Below are 18,908 nucleotides of genomic sequence, written 5' to 3'. Positions count from 1 at the left end.
ACCTTCTTTACGCCGGCGCCGCGCCTCCGTCCCGGCTCCTGGGCTTGGGCAGGGCCTGCCTGATCTCCTCCCGCAGTTCGCCGACCTTCGGATAGCTCGCGTACTCGGCGGTGAGCCGGTACATCTCGCGCAGCCGGTCCCAGGTACGGCGGGAGGAGTTGGCTCCCATCGCCATCAGCGCCAACCGGGCGTACCGGTCCGCCTGTTCGGGGTCGTCCGCGATGAAGCAGGCCGAGGCCATGGAGAGATGGTCGAAGATCTTCGACCGCTCCCGCCCGTCGATCCTGAGCGCCAGCGCCTTCTGGGCGTAGTGCTGGGCGTGCACGGCCGCGCTCGGGTCGTGCTCGGCGAGCGTGCGGTAGGCGAGGGCCTGCATGCCGTACAGATCCTCGTCCTTGAAGGTCTGCATCCAGTCCGGCTGCCGGCCTTCCTGGCGGTCGGAGACGAACAGGTCCTCGGCCTGGCCGAGGGTGCGGCGCATCGCCTGGCCCTTGCCCATCGCCGCCTGCGCCCACGCCTCGATGGTGTGGAACATGGCCTTCGTTCTGGGCTGCAGTTCCTCCCCCGAGCCGGACTGGGCCAGCTTCATCAGGTCCATGGCGTCGTCCGGGCGGCCCAGATGCACCATCTGGCGGGCCGCCCGCGACAGCGCCTCCCCGGCCCGCGGGCGGTCGCCGCCCTCGTGCGCGGCGTGCGTGGCGATGATGAAGTACTTCTGCGCCGTGGGCTCCAGACCCACGTCGTGGGACATCCAGCCCGCGAGAACGGCGAGATTGGCGGCGACGCCCCACAGGCGCCGCTGGAGCTGGGGTGGATGGTGGTAGGCGAGCATGCCGCCCACCTCGTTGAGCTGGCCCACGACCGCCTTGCGCTGGAGGCCGCCGCCACGGGCGGCGTCCCAGGCCCGGAACACCTTTACCGAGCCCTCCAGTTCCTCGACCTCCTGGGACCCGATGGGGGCGGCCTCGTAGCGGTCGAATCCGGCGGGTTCCGCGTACAGGGGGTTGTCGAGGACGGGGGCGTCGGCCCGGAGCGTGGGGTCGGTGTGCAACCAGTCGTGCATGGCGCTGCTGAGTGTGGCTCCCGCGGCGAGCGCGGCACCCGCGCCCACCAAGCCGCGTCGGTTGAGCATGAGGTCCATTCCCGTGAATTCGGTGAGGACCGCGGCGGTTCGTTCGGGCGCCCACAACACGCCGTCGGGATCATCGCTCTTCCCGTCGCCCTGCCGTTTCCCCGCACGCCCGTGCCGTACCAGACCGAGGTCCTCCATGGTCACGACACGGCCGAGACGCTCGGTGAACAGAGCCGCCAGCACCCGCGGCACCGGATCGCGCGGGATCTCTCCCATGTCGATCCACCGCCGCACCCGCGAGGTGTCCGTCGACAGCTGGGGGTGGCCCATGGCCGCCGCCTGCCGATTGACCAGCCGCGCGAGTTCGCCCTTGGACCAGCCGGCCAGGCCGAACAGGTCCGCAAACCGGGTATTGGGTTGTCCGCTCACGTCAAGCCCCCAGGTTCTCGGCTGAGTTGACAGTAGCCCCGTGCAGGTTGCCGGGCGACTATTCGCCAGGGTTCGCCAGGGTGCGCCAGATGGTGTGCCAGTGGACGTCGGGTGTCAGGTAGGAAAGCGCCACCCCGGCCCGGCCGCCCAGGGACATTCCCCAGGGTGCGCCAGGGAGGACCGGGACGGGTGGGCGCACAGCTCGTCAGCAGGCTTCCCCCGAGAAGGCTTCGTACCGGAAGACTTCACGACGGCTTCAGCGCAAGCGACGCACAGGCAGGCACAGCAGGCACACGAAGGGATCTGTATCTCCCATGTACGCAGCATCGTCCTCCGTGTCCGCCCCGCCCCGGCCACCACGTCCCCGCCCCGTGGGCGGCGGACCGTATCTGGACCCGGCGGCGCGACCCGGAGCACCCCTCCTGGGCGTGGGCCGGGCACCACGCATTCCCGGGCAGCCCGGCTCCCAGCCGCTCAGCGGCAGGCTGGACCTGTCCGGCCCCCAGGGGGCCCAACTCCGCACCGCCATCGCCTCGGTCCAGCGGATCTGCCCGGAGTTCGCCCCGGTGCAGGTGCTGCGCCGCAGCGGACGGTCCGTCACCTTCGTCGGTACGACAGGCCGCAGCACGGCGGTCGCCAAGTGCCTGCTGGACCACGCGCCCGCCGCGGCGGAGCGCGTCCGGCACGAAATAGCTGCCTACCGCTCCTTCGTCCGGCACCGTCCACCGGTGCGCGTGCCGAGGCTGATCGCGGCCGATCCGGACAACTGCACACTGGTGATCGAGCGGATGCCCGGCCGGGTGGCCTCGCACCGCCGCCACCCGCTGGAGACCCCGCCGCGCGCGGACATCCGCGCCGCGCTCGGCGCGATCTGCCGGCTGAACGCCTGGCGCCCCCCGGCGGGCACCTTCAACGCCCCACTGGACTACGCGGCCCGCATCTCCCGCTATCACGAGCTGGGACTGCTCACCGACCGCGACCTGGGCGACCTCCAGAAGCTGCTGCATGGCATCGCGCACGCGGCCGGCCGCCAGGGCACGGGCCAGTTCTGCCACGGCGACGCGCTGCTGTCCAACATCCTGATGTCCCCGGCCGGTCCGGTGCTGGTCGACTGGGAGCACGCGGGCTGGTATCTGCCGGGGTACGACCTGGCCACGCTGTGGCTGGTCCTCGGTGACGCCCCGGACGCGCGCCGTCAGATCAGCCAGCTCGCCCAGTCGGGGGGCCCGGCCTCGCGCGACGCCTTCCTGGTGAACCTGATGCTGGTGCTGACCCGCGAGATCCGCACCTACGAGACGGCCGTGCAGCGTTCGATGCACGGCACTCCCCCGGCCCCGGCCCCGTCGGGCGTGACGCCCTCCGGTGAGGAGCAGCGGCTGCTGCTGCGGAGGCTGCACGACGACTGCCACATGGCCCGCCGGGCCGTGCGCGCGGCGGTCGGCACCCGCTAGAGCGGGCCCAGAGCACCGCGGTGCGCCCGAGCGGCGGCGTACCGCGGTTCCGGGTGCCGGGCCTGCGGGGCGGGGGTCACTGGTATACGCCACTGACGCCTCGCAGGCCCGCGCGCCATCAGCGCGAAACTCGCCCGAAACCCTTTGTGACGTGGGAAATCATCTTCCCGAGGGCATCATTGACGGATCGTCGGCAAGCCGGTACCACTGACCCAGCTCGGCGCCGCCCGTCCCGCCACGCCCCGCCCGTCACAGGAGGCCGCATTGCGAGGATTCGCCCCCGCCCCGTCGTCCGTACCCGGCGTCAGACGCCTGAAGCGGACCGCGGGCACGCTCGTCTCGGCCGCCCTGGTGCTGCCGCTGCTCGGCGCCGCCCCGGCCGCGCCCACCGCTCCCCCGGCCGATCAGCTCCAGCGCGCCTTCGGCAGTGCGGCCGCCGAGTACCGTGTGCCCCGGAGCGTGCTGCTGGCCGTCTCCTACCTCCAGTCCCGTTGGGACGCGCACGCCGGGGCGCCCAGCGTGAGCGGCGGCTACGGCCCGATGCACCTCACCGACGCGCGTACCGCGCTGGCCGCGACCGAGCATCACGCGGAGGGCACGGAGGACGCGCGAGGCGACAGCACCCGTACTCCCTTGCACCCCGAGGCCAAGGCGCCCGCCCCGTCGAAGCTGCCCGCCCGGCTGACCACGCTGCGCCGCGCGGCGGAGCTGACCGGTCTCCCGGCGGCCCGGCTGCGCGCCGACCCGGCCGCCAACATCGCCGGCGGCGCCGCACTGCTGGCGGCCGCGCAGCGGGAGCTGGGCGAGCCGCTCAGCGCCGACCCGGCCGTCTGGTACGGCGCGGTGGCCCGCTTCTCCGCCGCCGACGACCAGGCGACGGCCGCCGCGTACGCGGACGACGTGTACGACGTGCTGCGCACCGGAGAGCGGCGCACCACCGACGCCGGCCAGCGGGTCGAGCTGACGGCGAGCCCTCGACTCAGCGCCGATACCGCCCAGTTGAAGCGGACCGGGCTGCGTGCGGCACGCGCGGGCGATGTCGAGTGTCCGAGGTCGGTGTCGTGCGTGTCGGTCCCGGCGCCGTACGAGGAGTTCGGCGACAACGACTACGGCAACCACGACCTCGGGGTCCGGCCCGCGGCCCAGCGCGTCAAGTACATCGTCATCCATGACACCGAGGGCGGCTGGGACGGGGTGATGAACCTGATCCAGGACCCGACCTATGTGTCCTGGAACTACACCATTCGCTCGACCGATGGTCTGATCGCCCAGCATGTGAAGGCGAAGGACGTCGCCTGGCACGCGGGGAACTGGGATGTGAACGCCCGCTCCGTGGGCATCGAGCACGAGGGTTTCCTCACCGCGCCGGACGCCTGGTACACGGAGGCCATGTACCGGTCCTCGGCACGGCTGGTGAAGTACCTGTCCCGCGCGTACGGGGTGCCGCTGGACCGGCAGCACATCCTGGGCCATGAGAACGTGCCCGGTCCGACCGCCTCCACCGTGCCCGGCATGCACACCGATCCGGGCCCGTACTGGGACTGGCGGCACTACTTCCAGCTGCTCGGCCACCCCTTCAAGCGCACGGGCACCAGCCGTTCGGGTCTGGTGACGATCCTGCCCGACTACGCCGCCAACCAGCCGGTGTACACGGGCTGCACGAAGAAGGGCGAGCCGTGCCCGGCGCACGGCTCCGGTGAGGTGCGGCTGTACTCCGACCACGATGTGAACGCGCCGCTGATCAAGGACATCGGTCTGGGCACCGAGCCGACCGACGGGGTCAACGATTTGTCCTCGCGGGTCTCCACCGGTCAGCAGTACGTGGTCGCGGGTCGCTGGGGCGACTGGACGGCGATCTGGTACCTGGGGCAGAAGGCGTGGTTCCAGAACCCGCACCGCGAGCCCACGGCGGTCTCCGCGTCCGGGGCCACGATCACCCCGAAGGCGGGGCTGGGAAGCGTCCCGGTGTACGGCCGCGCCTACCCGGAGAAGGAGGCGTACCCGGCGGGCGTCCCGGCGCAGTCGGTGGTGCCGCTGCCGTACGCGATCCCGGCCGGGCAGAAGTACGTGGTCGGTGACCGGATGCCGGGCGAGTACTACTACGCGGTCACCTTCACCGAGGACTCGCACCAGGTGATCACCGGCAAGGACCTGTACTACGAGATCCAGTACGGCCACCGGGTCGGATTCGTCCGCGCGGCGGACGTGGACCTGGCGGCCGCCCGCCGGTAGCGGTGCCTCAGCCCTGCTGGAACAGCTCCGCCGGGAGCGGCTTCAGCAGGGCGTACAGGTCGTCGGTGATGGGGCGGTCCCAGGCGGCGATGGTCACGAGGACGCCGTCGCTGCGGTCGAACTGCACGCAGGAGACCCGGCCCTCGGAGAGCTTGAGGCGGCGCACGATCAGCAGGTTGTCGCCCTGGAGGACGGGCGTGTCCTCGGAGCCGACGACGGTGACCTCCTCCTCGTTGTCCAGCGCCAGCAGCAGCTGGGCGACCTCGAAGGGGATCTCGCCCTCGGTGGTCTCACGGGCCGGGGAGCCCTCGGGGAGATTGCCGATGATCATGGCGGGGCCACGGCCGCCGAACAGGTCGTAGCGCAGGAAGACGCCCTGGCAGCTTCCGTCGGGGGCGGGCAGCAGGCCCGCGCCGAGGTTGCCGGGCCAGTCACCGGGGTCCATGGCCAGCACGTCGAAGTCTGGTCCGGCGGGAGTGGCGCTGCGGCGGCGGAGGAACGACATGCGGCCAATGGTACGTGCCCGGACCGGCCGGGCGGCGTGCGGGAGCCCTCCCGGCATGGCCCGTACGGGGTCACTCCTCGGCGGGGCCGGCGGGGACGACGGCGATGGGGCTCGCCGCGTGCAGCAGGACGGCCTGGGTGACCGAGCCCAGCATGCGGGTGGGCACGCGCAGCCGGCGCCGGTGGCGGCCGACGACGACCAGATCGGCGCCCGCCGAGAGGGCGACCAGATGCCCGGCGGCATCGCCCGGCAGCGCCTCGGCCTCCGCGTCGACGCCGGGGTGCTGGGCGCGCAGCGGGTCGAGGAAGCCTTCGGCGAGGACGCGGGTCTCGCTCTCGACGGCGACCTGGTCGATGGGCGGGGGCATCAGCTGACCGGGGGCCGACCAGGTCTGGACGGGCCAGGGATAGGCGGCGATCACCTGGAGGCGGGCGCCGAGCAGCGACGCCTCGGCGAAGGCGAAGCCGAGGACGCCGTCGTCGGGGCTGTCGACGTGCAGTCCGACGACGACCCGGGGTCCGTGCTCGGCCGGGGGTTCGGCGTGCACCTCGCGGCCGGGCCGGGGGACGACGACCACGGGGCAGGAGGCGTCGCGGGCGACGGCGAGGGAGTTGGAGCCGAGGAGCAGGCTGGCAAAGCCGCCCCGGCCGCGTGAGCCGAGGACCAACAACTGTGCGTCGGCGCCGAGTTCGGGCAGGACGGCGCCGGGTACGCCCTCGACGGTGACGTACTCCACGGTGGGCAGGCCGGAACGGCCGGCGAGCCTGTCGCGCACCTCGTCGAGGACCGGGTCGCCGCGCTCGTCGGGCGGGTCGGCGACGAGGATGTCGGCCTCGCCCCAGGCCGCGTACTGGCGCACATGGATGACGCGCAGCGGTGCGACGCGGCGGCGGGCGGCCTGAAGGGCCCAGTCCAGGGCGCGCAGGCTGTCCTCGGAACCGTCGACCGCGGCGATGACCGGCACAGCGCTCATCGTTCCTCACCTCCCGGGACGCGGCCTTCCCCGTGCCGGGGCGGGCCTCTTGTCGGGGCCAGCCTGGCTCAGGCGGCGCTCCGGAGAGGGCGCCGCGGGGCGCGTGTTGGGCAATCGCGGCCGGAACACCCCCGGTCGGCTCCGGTTCGGGCCCCGCCCGGTGGATCAGGTGAGATCGAACTCGCCCTCACGGGCCCCGGAGACGAAGGCGCCCCACTCGGCGGGGGTGAAGATCAGCGAGGGGCTCTCGGGGCGGCGGCTGTTGCGCATCGCGATGAAGCCCTCGACGAAGGCGATCTGGACATCGCCCAGACCCCTGCTGCTGGACTGCCACTGGGCCCCGCTGAGGTCCAGGTCCGGCTTGTCCCAGCCCGTGAGCGACTGCTGCTGGATGGTGCTCTCGGCCACGTCCGTGCTCCTCCCATTACGTCGTCCGCGGCTCAGCCTAGCGACCGGCCCTGACGGCGCACAGGCCACGTGAGGGGGACCTTGGGGCGGGTGGGTGTACGCGAGTACGGAGCCGCGCGCGGAAAAATCCCGGCCGGCCTCTTGCCCGGGGCGCGATGGCCTGAATTACTGGCCTCGGCAAGATCGACCGAATGATCGGTCGTCCGTATTGCGTGTCGTGAGGCGTGTCGTGACGCGTGTCGTGTGCGAAGGGAAGTCCCGATGGCGGACGAGACGGACCTGCTGGACGCGGGCGAGCGGCTCGGGCCCGAGGAGCTGCGGGCGCTCCAGCTGGAGCGGCTGCGCGCCTCGCTGCGGCACGCCTACGCCCATGTGCCGTTCTACCGGGAGTCCTTCGACAAGGCCGGGGTGCGCCCCGAGGACTGCCGTTCGCTCGCGGACCTCGCGCACTTCCCGTTCACCACCAAGGCGGACCTGCGGGCGAACTACCCGTACGGGATGTTCGCGGTGCCCAGGGAGCGGGTGCGGCGGCTGCATGCCTCCAGTGGGACGACGGGGCTGCCTACGGTGGTCGGCTACACCGACAACGACCTTTCGGTGTGGGCGGACATGGTGGCCCGCTCGATCCGGGCAGCGGGCGGGCGGCCCGGCGACATCGTCCATGTGGCGTACGGCTATGGCCTGTTCACCGGAGGACTGGGCGCGCACTATGGCGCCGAGCGCCTGGGGTGCACGGTGGTGCCCGCCTCCGGGGGCATGACGTCCCGGCAGGTGCGGCTGATCCAGGATCTCGGGCCGGGCGTCATCATGGTCACCCCCTCGTACATGCTGACGCTGCTGGACGAGTTCGAGCGGCAGGGCGTGGACCCGCGCTCCACCTCGCTGCGGGTGGGGGTGTTCGGGGCGGAGCCGTGGACGGAGAGCATGCGGCGGGAGATCGAGGAGCGGTTCGCCATCGACGCCGTGGACATCTACGGGCTGTCGGAGGTGATCGGTCCGGGGGTGGCTCAGGAGTGCGTGGAGACCAAGGACGGTCTGCATGTGTGGGAGGACCACTTCTATCCGGAGGTGGTGGACCCGATCACCGGTGAGGTGCTGCCGGAGGGCGAGCGGGGCGAGCTGGTGTTCACCTCGCTCACCAAGGAGGCGATGCCGGTCGTCCGCTACCGGACGCGGGATCTGACCCGGCTGCTGCCGGGGACGGCGCGGGTGTTCCGGCGGATGGAGAAGATCACCGGGCGCAGCGACGACATGGTGATCCTGCGCGGGGTCAATCTGTTCCCGACCCAGATCGAGGAGATCGTGCTGCGCACCCCCGGTGTGGCGCCGCACTTCCAGCTCCGGCTGACGCGGGAGGGGCGGATGGACGCGCTCACCGTGCGGGCGGAGGCGCGTCCGGGTGCCACGCCGGAGGTGCGGGAGGCGGCGGCCCGGTCGATCGCGGCGGCGGCGAAGGACGGCATCGGGGTGTCGGTGTCCGTGGAGATCGTGGAGCCGGAGTCGCTGGAACGCTCGGTGGGCAAGATCCGCCGGATCGTGGACCTGCGGCCCCGCTAGCCGAGCCGGTCCCGCAGTTCCCGCTTGAGGATCTTCCCGCTGGCGTTGCGCGGGAGTTCGGCCACGAAGTACACCCGCTTGGGCGCCTTGAACGCGGGCAGCTCTTCGCGGACGTGGGCGATCAGCGCGTCCTCCGTGACGTCGCCCCGGGGGACGACGACCGCGGTGACGGCCTCGATCCAGCGCTCGTCGGGCAGCCCGATCACGGCGGCCTCGGCGACCGCCTCGTGGGTGTAGAGGGCGTCCTCGACCTGGCGCGAGGCGACGAGCACACCGCCGGAGTTGATGACGTCCTTCACCCGGTCGACGATCGTGAAGTAGCCGTCGGCGTCGCGGACCGCGAGGTCGCCGGAGTGGAACCAGCCGTCGCGGAAGGCGGCCGCGGTCTCCTCGGGCTTGTCCCAGTAGCCCTCGCACAACTGGGGCGAGCGGTAGACGATCTCGCCAGGGGTGCCGTCCGCAACGTCCGCGCCCTCCTCGTCGACCACGCGGGCGTCGACGAACAGCACGGTGCGGCCGCAGGAGTCGAGGCGGCCCTGGTGCTCGTTCGGGGCGAGGACGGTGGCGAGCGGGCCGATCTCGCTCTGCCCGAAGCAGTTGTAGAAGGCGAGCTTGGGCAGGCGTTCGCGCAGCCGCTCCAGGACGGGCACCGGCATGATCGAGGCACCGTAGTACGCCTTGCGCAGGCCGCTCAGGTCGCGGTCGGCGAAGTCGGGGCGCCCCGCGAGCGCGATCCACACGGTGGGCGGGGCGAACAGGCTGTCGCAGCGGCCCGCTTCGATCAGGTCGAGGAGGCGGTCGCCGTCGGGGGCGTCGAGGATCGTGCTGGTCGCGCCGACCGCGAGGTAGGGCAGCAGGAAGACGTGCAGCTGCGCCGAGTGGTAGAGCGGCAGCGCGTGCACGGGCAGGTCGCCCGCGCTCAGGTCGAGGGCGGTGATCGCGCTGAGGTACTCGTGGACCAGCGCCCGGTGGGTCATCATCGCGCCCTTGGGCAGCGCGGTGGTGCCGGAAGTGTAGAGCAGTTGCACCAGGTCCTCGGTACGCGGCTCGGGCCCGGTGTACGGCGGGGTGCCGGCCAGGCGGGCGAGCAGGGAGCCGTCTGCGTCGCGCAGCGGGAGGGTGCGGGTGCCGGCCGGGAGCCGGCCGGCGAGGGCGGGGTCGCTGAGGGTGAGGGCGCTGCCGGACTGGTGGAGCAGGTAGGCGAGGTCGGCGCCGGTGAGGTTCTGGTTGACCGGGACGTGGACGAGGCCCGCGCGGGCGCAGCCGAGGAAGGCGATGAGGTAGGCGTCGGAGTTGTGGCCGTAGGCGGCCACCCGGTCGCCCCGCTCGAGTCCCTGGGCCAGCAGCAGGGCGGCGGCCCGGGAGACGGCGTCGTCCAGTTCCGCGTAGGTCCAGGAGCGGTCGCCGTACTTGAGCGCCACGCGTGCCGGGGTGCGGCGGGCGCTGCGCCGCAGCACCCCGTCGACGGTGCTGCCGTGTCCCTGTGTCATGACAGCCGATCCTCGGGCCGGCCGGTCCCGAGGTCAAGATCTTCGGCGGTGGCCGTCACTCCCCCAGCACGGCCATCGCCGCGTTGTGTCCCGGCACTCCGCTGACCCCGCCGCCGCGCACCGCGCCCGCGCCGCACAGCAGGATGTTGGCGTGCCGGGTCTCCACGCCCCAGCGGCCGGTGCCGTCCTGGGCGTAGGGCCAGGTGAGGCCGCGGTGGAAGATGTTGCCGCCGGGCAGGCCGAGGTCGCGCTCCAGGTCGAGCGGGGTCTTCGCCTCGATGCAGGGGCGGCCGTCGGCGTCGGTGGCCAGGCAGTCGGCGAGGGGTTCGGCGAGGTGGGCGTCGAGCTGGGCGAGGGTGGACTTCAGGAGTTCCTCGCGTACGGCGTCGTTGTCGTGGGCGAAGAGACGGGCCGGGGTGTGCAGACCGAAGAGGGTGAGGGTCTGGTAGCCGCGTTCGGCGAGGTCGGGGCCGAGGATGGTGGGGTCGGTCAGGGAGTGGCAGTAGATCTCCGAGGGCGGGGCGGCGGGGAGTTCACCCGCGGCGGCCTGGGCGTGGGCGGTGGCGAGCTGCTGGTAGCCCTCGGCGATGTGGAAGGTTCCGGCGAACGCCTCGCGCGGGTCGGCGGAGCTGTCCTTGAGCCGGGGCAGCCGCTTGAGCAGCATGTTCACCTTGAGCTGGGCGCCCTCGGCGGGCTCGGGCGCCGAGTCGCCGGTGAGGGCGGCCAGTTCGCGCGGGGAGGCGTTGACGAGGACGTGGCGGGCGGCGGCGACGCCTTCGCCGTCGGCGGTGCGGTAGGCGACCTCGGCGGTGCGGCCGTCGGTGTCGATACGGATCGCCTCGTGCCCGGTGGCGATCTCGGCTCCGGCCGCGCGGGCCGCGCCGGCGAGGGCGTCGGTGAGGGCGCCCATGCCGCCGACGGGGACGTCCCAGGCGCCGGTGCCGCCGCCGATGACGTGGTAGAGGAAGCAGCGGTTCTGGGCGAGGGAGGGGTCGTGGGCGTCGGCGAAGGTGCCGATCAGCGCGTCGGTGAGGACGATGCCCCTCACCAGGTCGTCGTGGAAGTTCTCCTCGACGGCGACGCCGATCGGCTCCTCGAACAGGGCCCGCCAGGCGGCCTCGTCGGCGACGCGGGTGCGCAACTCGGCGCGGCTGGGCAGCGGTTCGGTGAGGGTGGGGAAGACTCGCCGGGCGACCTCGCCGGTCATGCCGTAGAAGCGCTGCCAGGCAGTGAACTCGTTCTCGCCGCCGGTCAGTTCGGCGAAGGCCCGCCGGGTGCGCTCCTCGCCGCCCCCGACGAGCAGCCCGGTGGCCCGGCCGCCACGCTCGACGGGAGTGTACGAGGAGATGGTGCGGCCCTGGACCCGGAAGTCCAGCCCGAGGTCCCGGACGATCTTGTCCGGAAGCAGGCTGACGAGGTAGGAGTACCGGGACAGCCGGGCTTCGACCCCGGCGAACGGCCGGCTGGACACGGCCGCGCCCCCGGTGTTGCCGAGGCGCTCCAGCAGCAGGACCGAGCGCCCGGCACGGGCCAGGTAGGCGGCCGCGACCAGGCCGTTGTGTCCCCCGCCGACGATGACGGCGTCGTACGTCCGGGTTCCCTCGTGTGCAGGCATGGTTCTTGGTAGCACGGTTGATCTTCGCCGGGTAGGGGTGTGCGGACCCTAGTCGGCGCAGCCCGCACCCTCCGCGCTGCCGTCGGCGTCGGAGCCGACGGTCACCTCGTAGCCGATGCCCTTGCCGGGGTCGGGGGCGGGTGTCCAGCCGCCGAGCTGGAAGTCGACGGCGAGCACCAGGCGACGGCCGTCGGCGGTCCGGGTCCAGCAGGCGGCGTCGGCGCGGGAGGCGGTGTCGCGGCGCCAGCCCTGGGCGGCTGCGATGCGGGCGTAGTGGTCGACGACGGCCCGGCGGGTGCCGGTGAAGGCGTAGACGCGGTCCGCGTGCAGCCAGGCCGGGCCCGCACTGTCGTCGTCGCAGCCGGTGGAGATGCCCGCGCCCTGGTAGTTGGCGGGGGCGGAGGCGCCGTCGGGGGGTGAGGACAGCACCGGCTGGGCGGCGAGGTCCTCGCGTGCGGCGCCGGAGCCGTCGCAGCTCCCGGCGCCTTGGACGAGGGAACACCCGCTGAGCAGTGCGGCGGGCAGCACGAGGGCCGCGGCGAGCGCGGCGCGGCGGAGAGTGTGGAACAACAACTCTGCTCCTGCGACTGGAAGAGGTGACTGCCGGCGGAGTAGAGATCTTGGAGCAGCGGGCCTCTGTTCGGCCAGTCCCTCGGGTGCCGCAAGTGGCGCTGCTTTCCACAGCCTTGAGATCCAGTGGGGCACGCGGGCCGGATCGGGGCGGCCGGCCCGGGCGGGCGGCCGCACGCGGGGACAGGGTCAGGTGAGGGCCGCCATGAAGTCCACGCACGCCTGGGCGCAGGTGCGGCAGGCGGTGGCGGCGTTCTCGGCGCCGGGCTGGCCGTCGAACGCCTCGGCGGCCTCGACGCAGAGCGAGCGGCACCACTCCAGCTGGAGCCTGATCTCGTCCTCGGTGCCCTCGCCGTCCGCGCGGCCCTCCTCGGACAGCGCGCGGCACGTGGTGTCGCACACCTCGGCGCACATGATGCCGAGGCGCCGGGCGCGCTCCTGCCCGGCGGTGCCGTACGAGCCGACGAGGCTGGCGCGCACCGCACAGGCCCGCGCGCAGTCGGAGCACGCCTGGGCGCAGGCGAACCGGTCTTCCAGGAATTGGTAGAGCTGCTCTCGTGAGGGGGGCGGAGGTGTCACACGGGGCGGGTAGCCGTGGGTGCGGCGGCGTAAACGCGTGGGCAACGGTCCTGTGGACGCAGGAGGTTGCAGGGCACGGCCGGTGCGCGGGCAGACACCCAGCGTGTCCGATTCGTACTGTTTGTACGGGGTACACCACTGTTATGGACACCGCGATGACACAGTTGGCGGCACCGAGCGGGCTGATCAGCCTGGTGCTCTTCGTCGTGGCCGTTGGCGTGCTGGCGTTGCTCGCGGGCGGCTTCTGGATCAACAGCCGGATCAAGGACAGGGAGCCGCCCCGCCCCAGCGCCGAGGAACAGCCGCACCTTCCCCCGGAGGGTGTGACTCGGGAGGTGCAGGAGAACCGGGAGCCGGATGAGATCCCGCGGACCCCCAAGGGCGGGCGCGCGCTCACCCCCTACGAACTGACCAACATGGGCACGAGAACAAGTGAGAACAAGGACCGTCCGCGCTGGAGCAAGGGGTCGAGCGGCTCCTTCGGCGGGGGCGGCCTGGGCGCCCACTGACCGGCCTGGGCGCCCATTGACCAAAGGGCCCCGGCACCGGGGACCGCCTCAGCGTGGCCGTACGTCGAGCGCTTCGATGTGGGCCACGTTGCGGCGGTCCTCCTCGTCCTGGCTCGGCGCGGCCGCGAACCAGGCGTCGAGGATCTCCTTCAGCAGCGGCTCCGAGGTGAGCCGCAGGCTGAGCGCGAGGACGTTGGCGTCGTTCCAGCGGCGCGCGCCGTCCGCCGTGGCGGCGTCGGCGCAGAGCGCGGCGCGCACCCCCGGCACCTTGTTCGCGGCGATGGAGGCGCCCGTTCCGGTCCAGCAGCAGACGACCGCCTGATCGGCCGACCCCTCGGCCACCTCCCGCGCGGCAACCTCCGAGCACACCGCCCACTGCGGGTCGGCCCCGGCCCGCAGCGCGCCGTGCTCGCGCACCTCGTGCCCCCGGCCGCGCAGCTCCGCCACGAGGAGACGGGCCACCGGTTCGTCCATGTCGGAGGAGACGGAGATCCTCATGGGTCGCCCCTTTTCTCTGCCGGGTCGCTTTGCCTACTCAGACCCCCCACGCTACCCAACTCGGCCCCCGAGACCGACGGATGGGATTGACGCCACCGCTTTTACTTAGAGTAGCCTTGCCTAAGTTGACCGGTTTCCGGAGGGTGGCTGGTGGGATCAGGGGAACCGTCGGGGCGCGATGTCCTGACACGTTCGGTCAGGGGGCAGGCGCGGCGCGTCGCGCTCGGCGCGGGGTTCGGCTGCGTGCACCAGCTGGGGGAAGCCCTGGTCCCGGTGCTCATCGGCGTCGTCATCGACCAGGCGGTGGCCGGCCAGGATGCCGGGCGGCTGCTGCTGTGGCTGGCGGTGCTCGCGGTCATGTACGTGTGCCTGTCGTGGAGCTTCCGGCTGGGCGCACGCTCGGGTGAACGCGCCGCCGAGGAGGCCGCCCACGCGCTGCGGCTCGCGGTGGTGCGCCGGGTGCTGGACCCGCGCGGCGGCGCGGAGGCGGGGCTGCTCCCCGGCGAGCTGGCGAATGTGGCCACCGAGGACGCCAAGCGGGTCGGCGCGGTCAACATGGCGCTGATGAGCGGGATGTGGGCCGTCGCGGGCATCACGGTGAGCGCGGTCGCGCTGCTGGTGACGTCGGTACCGCTGGGGCTGATCGTGCTGCTCGGCACGCCGGTGCTGCTGTGGCTGGGGCATCTGCTGAGCAAGCCCTTGGAGCGGCGCAGCGAGGCCGAGCAGGACCGGGCCGCGCACGCCTCGGGAGTGGCCGCCGACCTGGTGGCCGGGCTGCGGGTGCTGAAGGGGCTGGGCGCCGAGCGGGCCGCCGTGGAGCGGTACCGCCGCACCAGCCGGGTGTCGCTGGCGGCGACGCTGCGCGCGGCCCGCGCCGAGTCCTGGCAGACCGGGCTCGTGCTGGCCCTGACGGGCGGCTTCATCGCGCTGATAGCCCTGGTGGGCGGGCGGCTGGCCCTCGAAGGGTCGCTCTCGCTGGGCCAGTTGGTGTCGGCGGTGGGACTGGCGCTGTTCCTGCTGGGCCCGTTGGAGACCTTCGCCTGGGTGAACGCCGAGCTGGCGCAGGGGCGCGCCTCCGCCGCCCGGATCGCCGGGGTGCTGGCCGCCGCGCCGGCCGTGAGCGGCGGTGACGACGCGGTGCCGGAGCCGGTACGCGGTGCGCTGCGGCTGCGCGGGGTCCGGCTCGGTGGTCCGGAGGGCGTCGACCTCGATCTGCCCGCCGGGCTCCTGACCGGGATCGCGGTGACCGACCCGGCCGGTGCCGAGGCCCTGCTGCGCTGCCTGGGCCGGGAGCACGACCCGGAGACGGGTTCGGTCGAGCTGGACGGCGTACCCCTGACCCGGCTGGACCCGGCAGCGCTCCGGGCGGCGGTCCTGGTGGCCGCGCACGACGCCGCGTTGTTCGGCGGGTCGCTGGCGGCGAACGTGGCACCGGCGGACGAGGCCACCGGCACGGCCCAGGACCCGCTCACGGAGCGGGTGTTCGCCGCCGCCCGTGTGGACGAGGTCGCCCGCTCCCTGCCGCACGGCACCGCCACCGAGGTCGGCGAGGGCGGCCGCTCCCTCTCCGGCGGCCAGCGCCAACGGGTGCTGCTGGCAAGGGCGTTGCGCGCCGATCCGCCCGTACTGGTGCTGCACGATCCGACGACCGCCGTGGACGCGGTCACCGAGGCGCGTATCGCGGAGGGGCTGCGCGAGATTCGGCGGGGGCGCACCACGGTCGTGGTGACCAACAGCCCCGCGCTGCTCGCCGTCACCGACCGCGTCGTCCTCCTCGACGGCGGCCGGGTCGGCGCCGAGGGCACCCATGAACAGCTCGTACGGGCGGACGCCAACTACCGGACGGCGGTGCTCGCATGAACATGAAGCAGACCGACGACCCGGCTCTCCTCCCCACGGCAACCGCCGCCCGCACTCGCGCCGTGGTCCGTGAACTGCTGCGCCCGCACCGGGGGTTGGCGTTCGGCGGGTTCGGGCTGCTGGTGCTGGCCACCTCCGTGGGGCTGGTCACCCAGCCGCTGCTGGGGCACATCGTGGACCTGGTCACCGAGCACCGCGCGCCGGGCACGCTGACCTGGCCGGTGGCCGCGCTGGCCGGGGTGGCGGTGGCGCAGGGCGTACTGACCGCGCTCGGCATGTCGCTGGTGTCCCGGCTCGGCGAGACCGTGCTCGCCCGGCTGCGCGAGCTGTTCGTGGAGCGTGCCCTGGCGCTGCCGCTGGAACGGGTGGAGCGGGCGGGCTCCGGCGACCTGAACGCCCGTGTCACCCGCGACGTCTCCCGGGTCGCGGACGCGGTGCGCGGCGCGCTGCCCGAGCTGGCCCGCTCGGCGCTGTCGATCGTGCTGACCCTGGGCGCGCTGGCCCTGCTGGACTGGCGGTTCCTGCTGGCCGCGCTGCTCGCCGTGCCGGTGCAGGCGCACACCGCCCGCTGGTACGTGCGCAACGCGGTCCCGCTGTACGGACGCGAGCGGATCGCGGCCGGGGCGCAGCAGCAGCAGTTGCTGGACAGCATCGGCGGCGCCCGGACCGTACGCGCGCACCGGCTCCAGGACGGCCACACCGAGCGCGTGACCGCGCGTTCGCGGGCGGCGGTGGAGCTGACGATGCGCGGGGTGCGGCTGGTGCTGCGCTTCTACTCCCGGCTGCACATCGCGGAGTACCTGGGCCTGGCCGCCGTGCTGGTCACCGGGTTCTGGCTGGTGCGCTCCGGTTCGGCGTCGGTGGGTACGGCCACGGCGGCCGCCCTGTACTTCCACAGCCTCTTCGGCCCGGTCAACACCGCGCTGGTGCTGCTGGACGACGCCCAGTCCGCGACCGCCGGACTGGCCCGCCTGGTCGGTGTGGTGGACGAACCCGCGGCGAAGGAGGCCGAGTCGGCGGACCTTCCGGCAGCCGACCCGTCGGTGACGCTCACCGGGGTCTCGCACGCGTATGTGCCGGGCCGTCCGGTGCTGCACGGGGTGGACCTCGAGGTGCGCCCCAAGGAGCGGGTCGCGCTGGTGGGCACCACGGGTGCGGGCAAGACGACGCTGGCCAAGCTGGTGGCCGGGCTGCACTCCCCCACGGCGGGCAGTGTCGATATCGGCGGCGTCGGACCGGACGCCTCCGGCCGCCTGGTCGGACTGGTGACCCAGGAGGTCCATGTCTTCGCCGGCCCCCTCGCCGACGATCTGCGGCTGGCCCGCCCTGACGCGAGCGACGATGAGCTGCGCGAGGCGCTGACGGCGGTGGGCGCCCTGGGCTGGGCCGAGGCCCTGCCCGAGGGGCTGGACACGGTCGTGGGCGACGGCGGGCACCGGCTGACCGCCGACCGCGCCCAGCAGCTCGCGCTGGCCCGGCTGCTGCTCGCCGACCGGCCCGTGGTCGTCCTGGACGAGGCGACGGCGGAGGCGGGCAGTTCGGGCGCCCGGCTGCTGGACGAGGCGGCCGAGCGCGCGCTGCGCGGCCGTACCGCGCTCGTGGTCGCCCACCGGCTCAGCCAGGCGGCCGCCGCCGACCGGATCGTCGTACTGAGCGACGGCCGGGTGGCGGAGAGCGGCACGCACGCCGAACTCCTCGCCGCCGAGGGCGCGTACGCCGCTCTGTGGCACGCCTGGTCCGGCAGCCGCTCCCCCGCCGAGGCAGGCCCTTGACCCCGTACCCCCCGCGCAGGACCTTTCACCCCGAAGCGAAGGATCACCGATGCCCCGCGCCACCAGAGCCTCCCGGCTGACCGGCCTGCTCACCTCCGTACTCCTGCTCGCGGTGACCGCGGTCGCCTGCGGCTCCTCCGACTCCGGCTCGGCCTCGCCCGACTCCGGCGCCAAGGGCTCCGCCGGCACCGCGTTCCCGGTGACGATCGCCCACAAGTACGGCAGTACGACGATCAAGTCCGAGCCGAAGCGGATCGTCACCGTCGGTCTGACCGACCAGGACGCCGTCCTCGCGCTGGGCAAGGTGCCGGTGGGCACGACCGAGTGGCTGGGCGGCTACAAGGGCGCGGTCGGGCCCTGGGCCGAGGACGAGCTGGGCGGCTCCCCCGCGCCGACCGTGCTGAAGGACACCGGCACCGGTCCCCAGGTGGAGAAGATCGCCGCGCTGCGCCCTGATCTGATCCTCGCCGTCTACTCGGGGCTGACCAAGTCGCAGTACGCGAGCCTGTCGAAGTTCGCGCCGGTGGTGGCCCAGCCGGAGGAGTTCAACGACTTCGGGGTGCCGTGGCAGCGGCAGACCGAGGTGATCGGCAAGGCGCTCGGCAAGGAGACCGAGGCGAAGAAGCTGGTGGCGGGCGTGCAGGACAAGTTCGCGGCGGCCCGCGAGGCCAACCCGGGCTTCGCGAAGTCGACGGCGGTGGTGGCGACTCCGTACGAGGGCACGTTCGTGTTCGGCAGCCAGGACCCGCGCTCCCGGCTGCTGTCCGACCTCGGTTTCACGCTGCCGAAGGACCTGGACAAGGTGATCGGGGACAAGTTCGGCGCCAACATCAGCAAGGAGCGTCTGGATCTGCTCGACCAGGGCGTGGCTCTCTGGATCGTGCCGGACCTCTCCTCCGCCGTCACCAAGCTGCACCGTGACCCGGTCTACGGCGATCTGAACGTGGTGAAGCGGGGCCGCGAGGTGTTCGTGAAGGAGACCAGCGACTACGGCAACGCGGTCTCCCTGTCCACGGTGCTGAGCATTCCCTACGTCCTGGACCGCCTGGTCCCGCAGCTCGCCGCCGCGTCGGACGGCAAGCCGGCGACGAAGGTCGGGCAGCCGACGTCCTGACGTTCTCGGCATGAAAAGGGGGGCGGGCCCAGGTCAGGACCGCCCCCTTCTGCCGGTCAGGCTCCGTCGGCCATGGCCTCGATCAGGCTCTTGGGGCGCATGTCCGTCCAGTGGGTCTCGATGTGGTCGAGGCAGTCCTGACGGGGCGCGGGGCCGTGGACGACGGTCCAGCCGGGCGGGACGGCGACGAAGTCGGGCCAGAGGCTGTGCTGGCCCTCGTCGTTGACGAGGACGGTGTAGACGCCGTCGGGGTTCTCGAACGGGTTGCTCATGG

The 18,908-nt window shown here is 73.0% G+C and carries 17 protein-coding genes; 7 read left to right on the top strand and 10 right to left on the bottom strand.

Going from position 1 to position 18,908, the window contains the following annotated elements:
* Nucleotides 1–7 precede the first annotated feature (7 nt).
* Nucleotides 8–1,501 (bottom strand): hypothetical protein, encoded by a 1,494-nt coding sequence (locus ACIGA3_RS15730; protein WP_399715194.1) that lies wholly within the window; start codon nt 1,499–1,501, stop codon nt 8–10.
* A gap of 314 nt (nt 1,502–1,815) precedes the next feature.
* Here ACIGA3_RS15730 and ACIGA3_RS15725 point away from each other — a divergent pair, with 314 nt between their 5' ends.
* Nucleotides 1,816–2,952 (top strand): aminoglycoside phosphotransferase family protein, encoded by a 1,137-nt coding sequence (locus ACIGA3_RS15725; RefSeq protein WP_399715192.1) that lies wholly within the window; start codon nt 1,816–1,818, stop codon nt 2,950–2,952.
* Nucleotides 2,953–3,216: 264 nt separating this feature from the next.
* A complete protein-coding gene (locus ACIGA3_RS15720; protein ID WP_399715189.1) occupies nt 3,217–5,184 on the top strand; it encodes an N-acetylmuramoyl-L-alanine amidase in 1,968 nt (655 codons plus the stop codon).
* A 7-nt stretch (nt 5,185–5,191) separates the two neighbouring features.
* Here the strand turns inward: ACIGA3_RS15720 and ACIGA3_RS15715 are convergent, their stop codons facing one another.
* From ACIGA3_RS15715 to ACIGA3_RS15705, 3 genes are all read right to left on the bottom strand, one after another.
* Nucleotides 5,192–5,689, bottom strand: a complete 498-nt coding sequence (locus ACIGA3_RS15715) for a hypothetical protein (RefSeq protein ID WP_399715186.1) — start codon at nt 5,687–5,689, stop codon at nt 5,192–5,194.
* Between the two features lie 70 nt (nt 5,690–5,759).
* Nucleotides 5,760–6,662: a universal stress protein gene (locus tag ACIGA3_RS15710; protein ID WP_399715183.1), complete on the bottom strand. Its 903-nt coding sequence runs from the start codon at nt 6,660–6,662 to the stop codon at nt 5,760–5,762.
* A 165-nt stretch (nt 6,663–6,827) separates the two neighbouring features.
* Nucleotides 6,828–7,070 carry a DUF397 domain-containing protein gene (locus tag ACIGA3_RS15705; RefSeq protein WP_161150257.1) on the bottom strand — a complete coding sequence of 81 codons (243 nt, stop codon included), beginning with the start codon at nt 7,068–7,070 and terminating at the stop codon, nt 6,828–6,830.
* Between the two features lie 261 nt (nt 7,071–7,331).
* On the opposite strand from ACIGA3_RS15705, the gene paaK reads away from it, so the two are divergent.
* Nucleotides 7,332–8,627, top strand: coding sequence for a phenylacetate--CoA ligase PaaK (gene paaK / locus ACIGA3_RS15700; protein ID WP_399715180.1), 1,296 nt, complete (start codon nt 7,332–7,334; stop codon nt 8,625–8,627).
* Here the strand turns inward: paaK and ACIGA3_RS15695 are convergent.
* The 4 genes from ACIGA3_RS15695 to ACIGA3_RS15680 form a co-directional block, all read right to left on the bottom strand.
* Nucleotides 8,624–10,117 (bottom strand): acyl-CoA synthetase, encoded by a 1,494-nt coding sequence (locus tag ACIGA3_RS15695; RefSeq protein ID WP_399715178.1) that lies wholly within the window; start codon nt 10,115–10,117, stop codon nt 8,624–8,626. The two genes, paaK and ACIGA3_RS15695, sit on opposite strands and share 4 nt — an antisense overlap.
* Before the next feature lie 55 nt (nt 10,118–10,172).
* Nucleotides 10,173–11,732 (bottom strand): phytoene desaturase family protein, encoded by a 1,560-nt coding sequence (locus ACIGA3_RS15690; protein ID WP_399715177.1) that lies wholly within the window; start codon nt 11,730–11,732, stop codon nt 10,173–10,175.
* Between the two features lie 48 nt (nt 11,733–11,780).
* Nucleotides 11,781–12,302, bottom strand: a complete 522-nt coding sequence (locus tag ACIGA3_RS15685) for a hypothetical protein (RefSeq protein WP_399715175.1) — start codon at nt 12,300–12,302, stop codon at nt 11,781–11,783.
* A 189-nt stretch (nt 12,303–12,491) separates the two neighbouring features.
* Entirely contained in the window at nt 12,492–12,881 is a 390-nt protein-coding gene (locus tag ACIGA3_RS15680; protein ID WP_399715173.1) for a ferredoxin, read from the bottom strand.
* Between the two features lie 143 nt (nt 12,882–13,024).
* On the opposite strand from ACIGA3_RS15680, the gene ACIGA3_RS15675 reads away from it, so the two are divergent.
* Complete coding sequence (locus ACIGA3_RS15675) at nt 13,025–13,390, top strand: DUF6479 family protein (protein ID WP_399715170.1); 366 nt, start codon at nt 13,025–13,027, stop codon at nt 13,388–13,390.
* Between the two features lie 48 nt (nt 13,391–13,438).
* Here the strand turns inward: ACIGA3_RS15675 and ACIGA3_RS15670 are convergent, their stop codons facing one another.
* Complete coding sequence (locus ACIGA3_RS15670; RefSeq protein ID WP_399715168.1) at nt 13,439–13,888, bottom strand: RpiB/LacA/LacB family sugar-phosphate isomerase; 450 nt, start codon at nt 13,886–13,888, stop codon at nt 13,439–13,441.
* Nucleotides 13,889–14,038: 150 nt separating this feature from the next.
* On the opposite strand from ACIGA3_RS15670, the gene ACIGA3_RS15665 reads away from it, so the two are divergent.
* The 3 genes from ACIGA3_RS15665 to ACIGA3_RS15655 are packed head-to-tail and all read left to right on the top strand — an operon-like array spanning nt 14,039 to nt 18,634.
* Nucleotides 14,039–15,748 carry an ABC transporter ATP-binding protein gene (locus ACIGA3_RS15665; protein ID WP_399715166.1) on the top strand — a complete coding sequence of 570 codons (1,710 nt, stop codon included), beginning with the start codon at nt 14,039–14,041 and terminating at the stop codon, nt 15,746–15,748.
* A gap of 2 nt (nt 15,749–15,750) precedes the next feature.
* Entirely contained in the window at nt 15,751–17,520 is a 1,770-nt protein-coding gene (locus tag ACIGA3_RS15660; RefSeq protein WP_399715451.1) for an ABC transporter ATP-binding protein, read from the top strand.
* Between the two features lie 49 nt (nt 17,521–17,569).
* Nucleotides 17,570–18,634, top strand: coding sequence for an iron-siderophore ABC transporter substrate-binding protein (locus ACIGA3_RS15655; protein WP_399715163.1), 1,065 nt, complete (start codon nt 17,570–17,572; stop codon nt 18,632–18,634).
* A 56-nt stretch (nt 18,635–18,690) separates the two neighbouring features.
* Here ACIGA3_RS15655 and ACIGA3_RS15650 read toward each other — a convergent pair whose 3' ends face one another.
* A complete protein-coding gene (locus tag ACIGA3_RS15650) occupies nt 18,691–18,906 on the bottom strand; it encodes an MbtH family protein (RefSeq protein WP_388998100.1) in 216 nt (71 codons plus the stop codon).
* Nucleotides 18,907–18,908: the final 2 nt, after the last annotated feature.

This window comes from Streptomyces sp. NPDC085596 (assembly GCF_044541565.1).
Lineage (GTDB): Bacteria > Actinomycetota > Actinomycetes > Streptomycetales > Streptomycetaceae > Streptomyces.
Note: the sequence above shows the minus strand (reverse complement) of the source record. Positions and strands in the feature narration are given on the sequence as shown.

Coding starts and splice junctions, on each gene's coding strand:
- ACIGA3_RS15725 (WP_399715192.1), top strand. CDS start 1,816: ATGTACGCAGCATCGTCCTCCGTGTCCGCCCCGCCCCGGCCACCACGT.
- ACIGA3_RS15715 (WP_399715186.1), bottom strand. CDS start 5,689: ATGTCGTTCCTCCGCCGCCGCAGCGCCACTCCCGCCGGACCAGACTTC.
- ACIGA3_RS15710 (WP_399715183.1), bottom strand. CDS start 6,662: ATGAGCGCTGTGCCGGTCATCGCCGCGGTCGACGGTTCCGAGGACAGC.
- paaK (WP_399715180.1), top strand. CDS start 7,332: ATGGCGGACGAGACGGACCTGCTGGACGCGGGCGAGCGGCTCGGGCCC.
- ACIGA3_RS15695 (WP_399715178.1), bottom strand. CDS start 10,117: ATGACACAGGGACACGGCAGCACCGTCGACGGGGTGCTGCGGCGCAGC.
- ACIGA3_RS15690 (WP_399715177.1), bottom strand. CDS start 11,732: ATGCCTGCACACGAGGGAACCCGGACGTACGACGCCGTCATCGTCGGC.
- ACIGA3_RS15675 (WP_399715170.1), top strand. CDS start 13,025: ATGGACACCGCGATGACACAGTTGGCGGCACCGAGCGGGCTGATCAGC.
- ACIGA3_RS15670 (WP_399715168.1), bottom strand. CDS start 13,888: ATGAGGATCTCCGTCTCCTCCGACATGGACGAACCGGTGGCCCGTCTC.
- ACIGA3_RS15660 (WP_399715451.1), top strand. CDS start 15,751: ATGAAGCAGACCGACGACCCGGCTCTCCTCCCCACGGCAACCGCCGCC.
- ACIGA3_RS15655 (WP_399715163.1), top strand. CDS start 17,570: ATGCCCCGCGCCACCAGAGCCTCCCGGCTGACCGGCCTGCTCACCTCC.
- ACIGA3_RS15650 (WP_388998100.1), bottom strand. CDS start 18,906: ATGAGCAACCCGTTCGAGAACCCCGACGGCGTCTACACCGTCCTCGTC.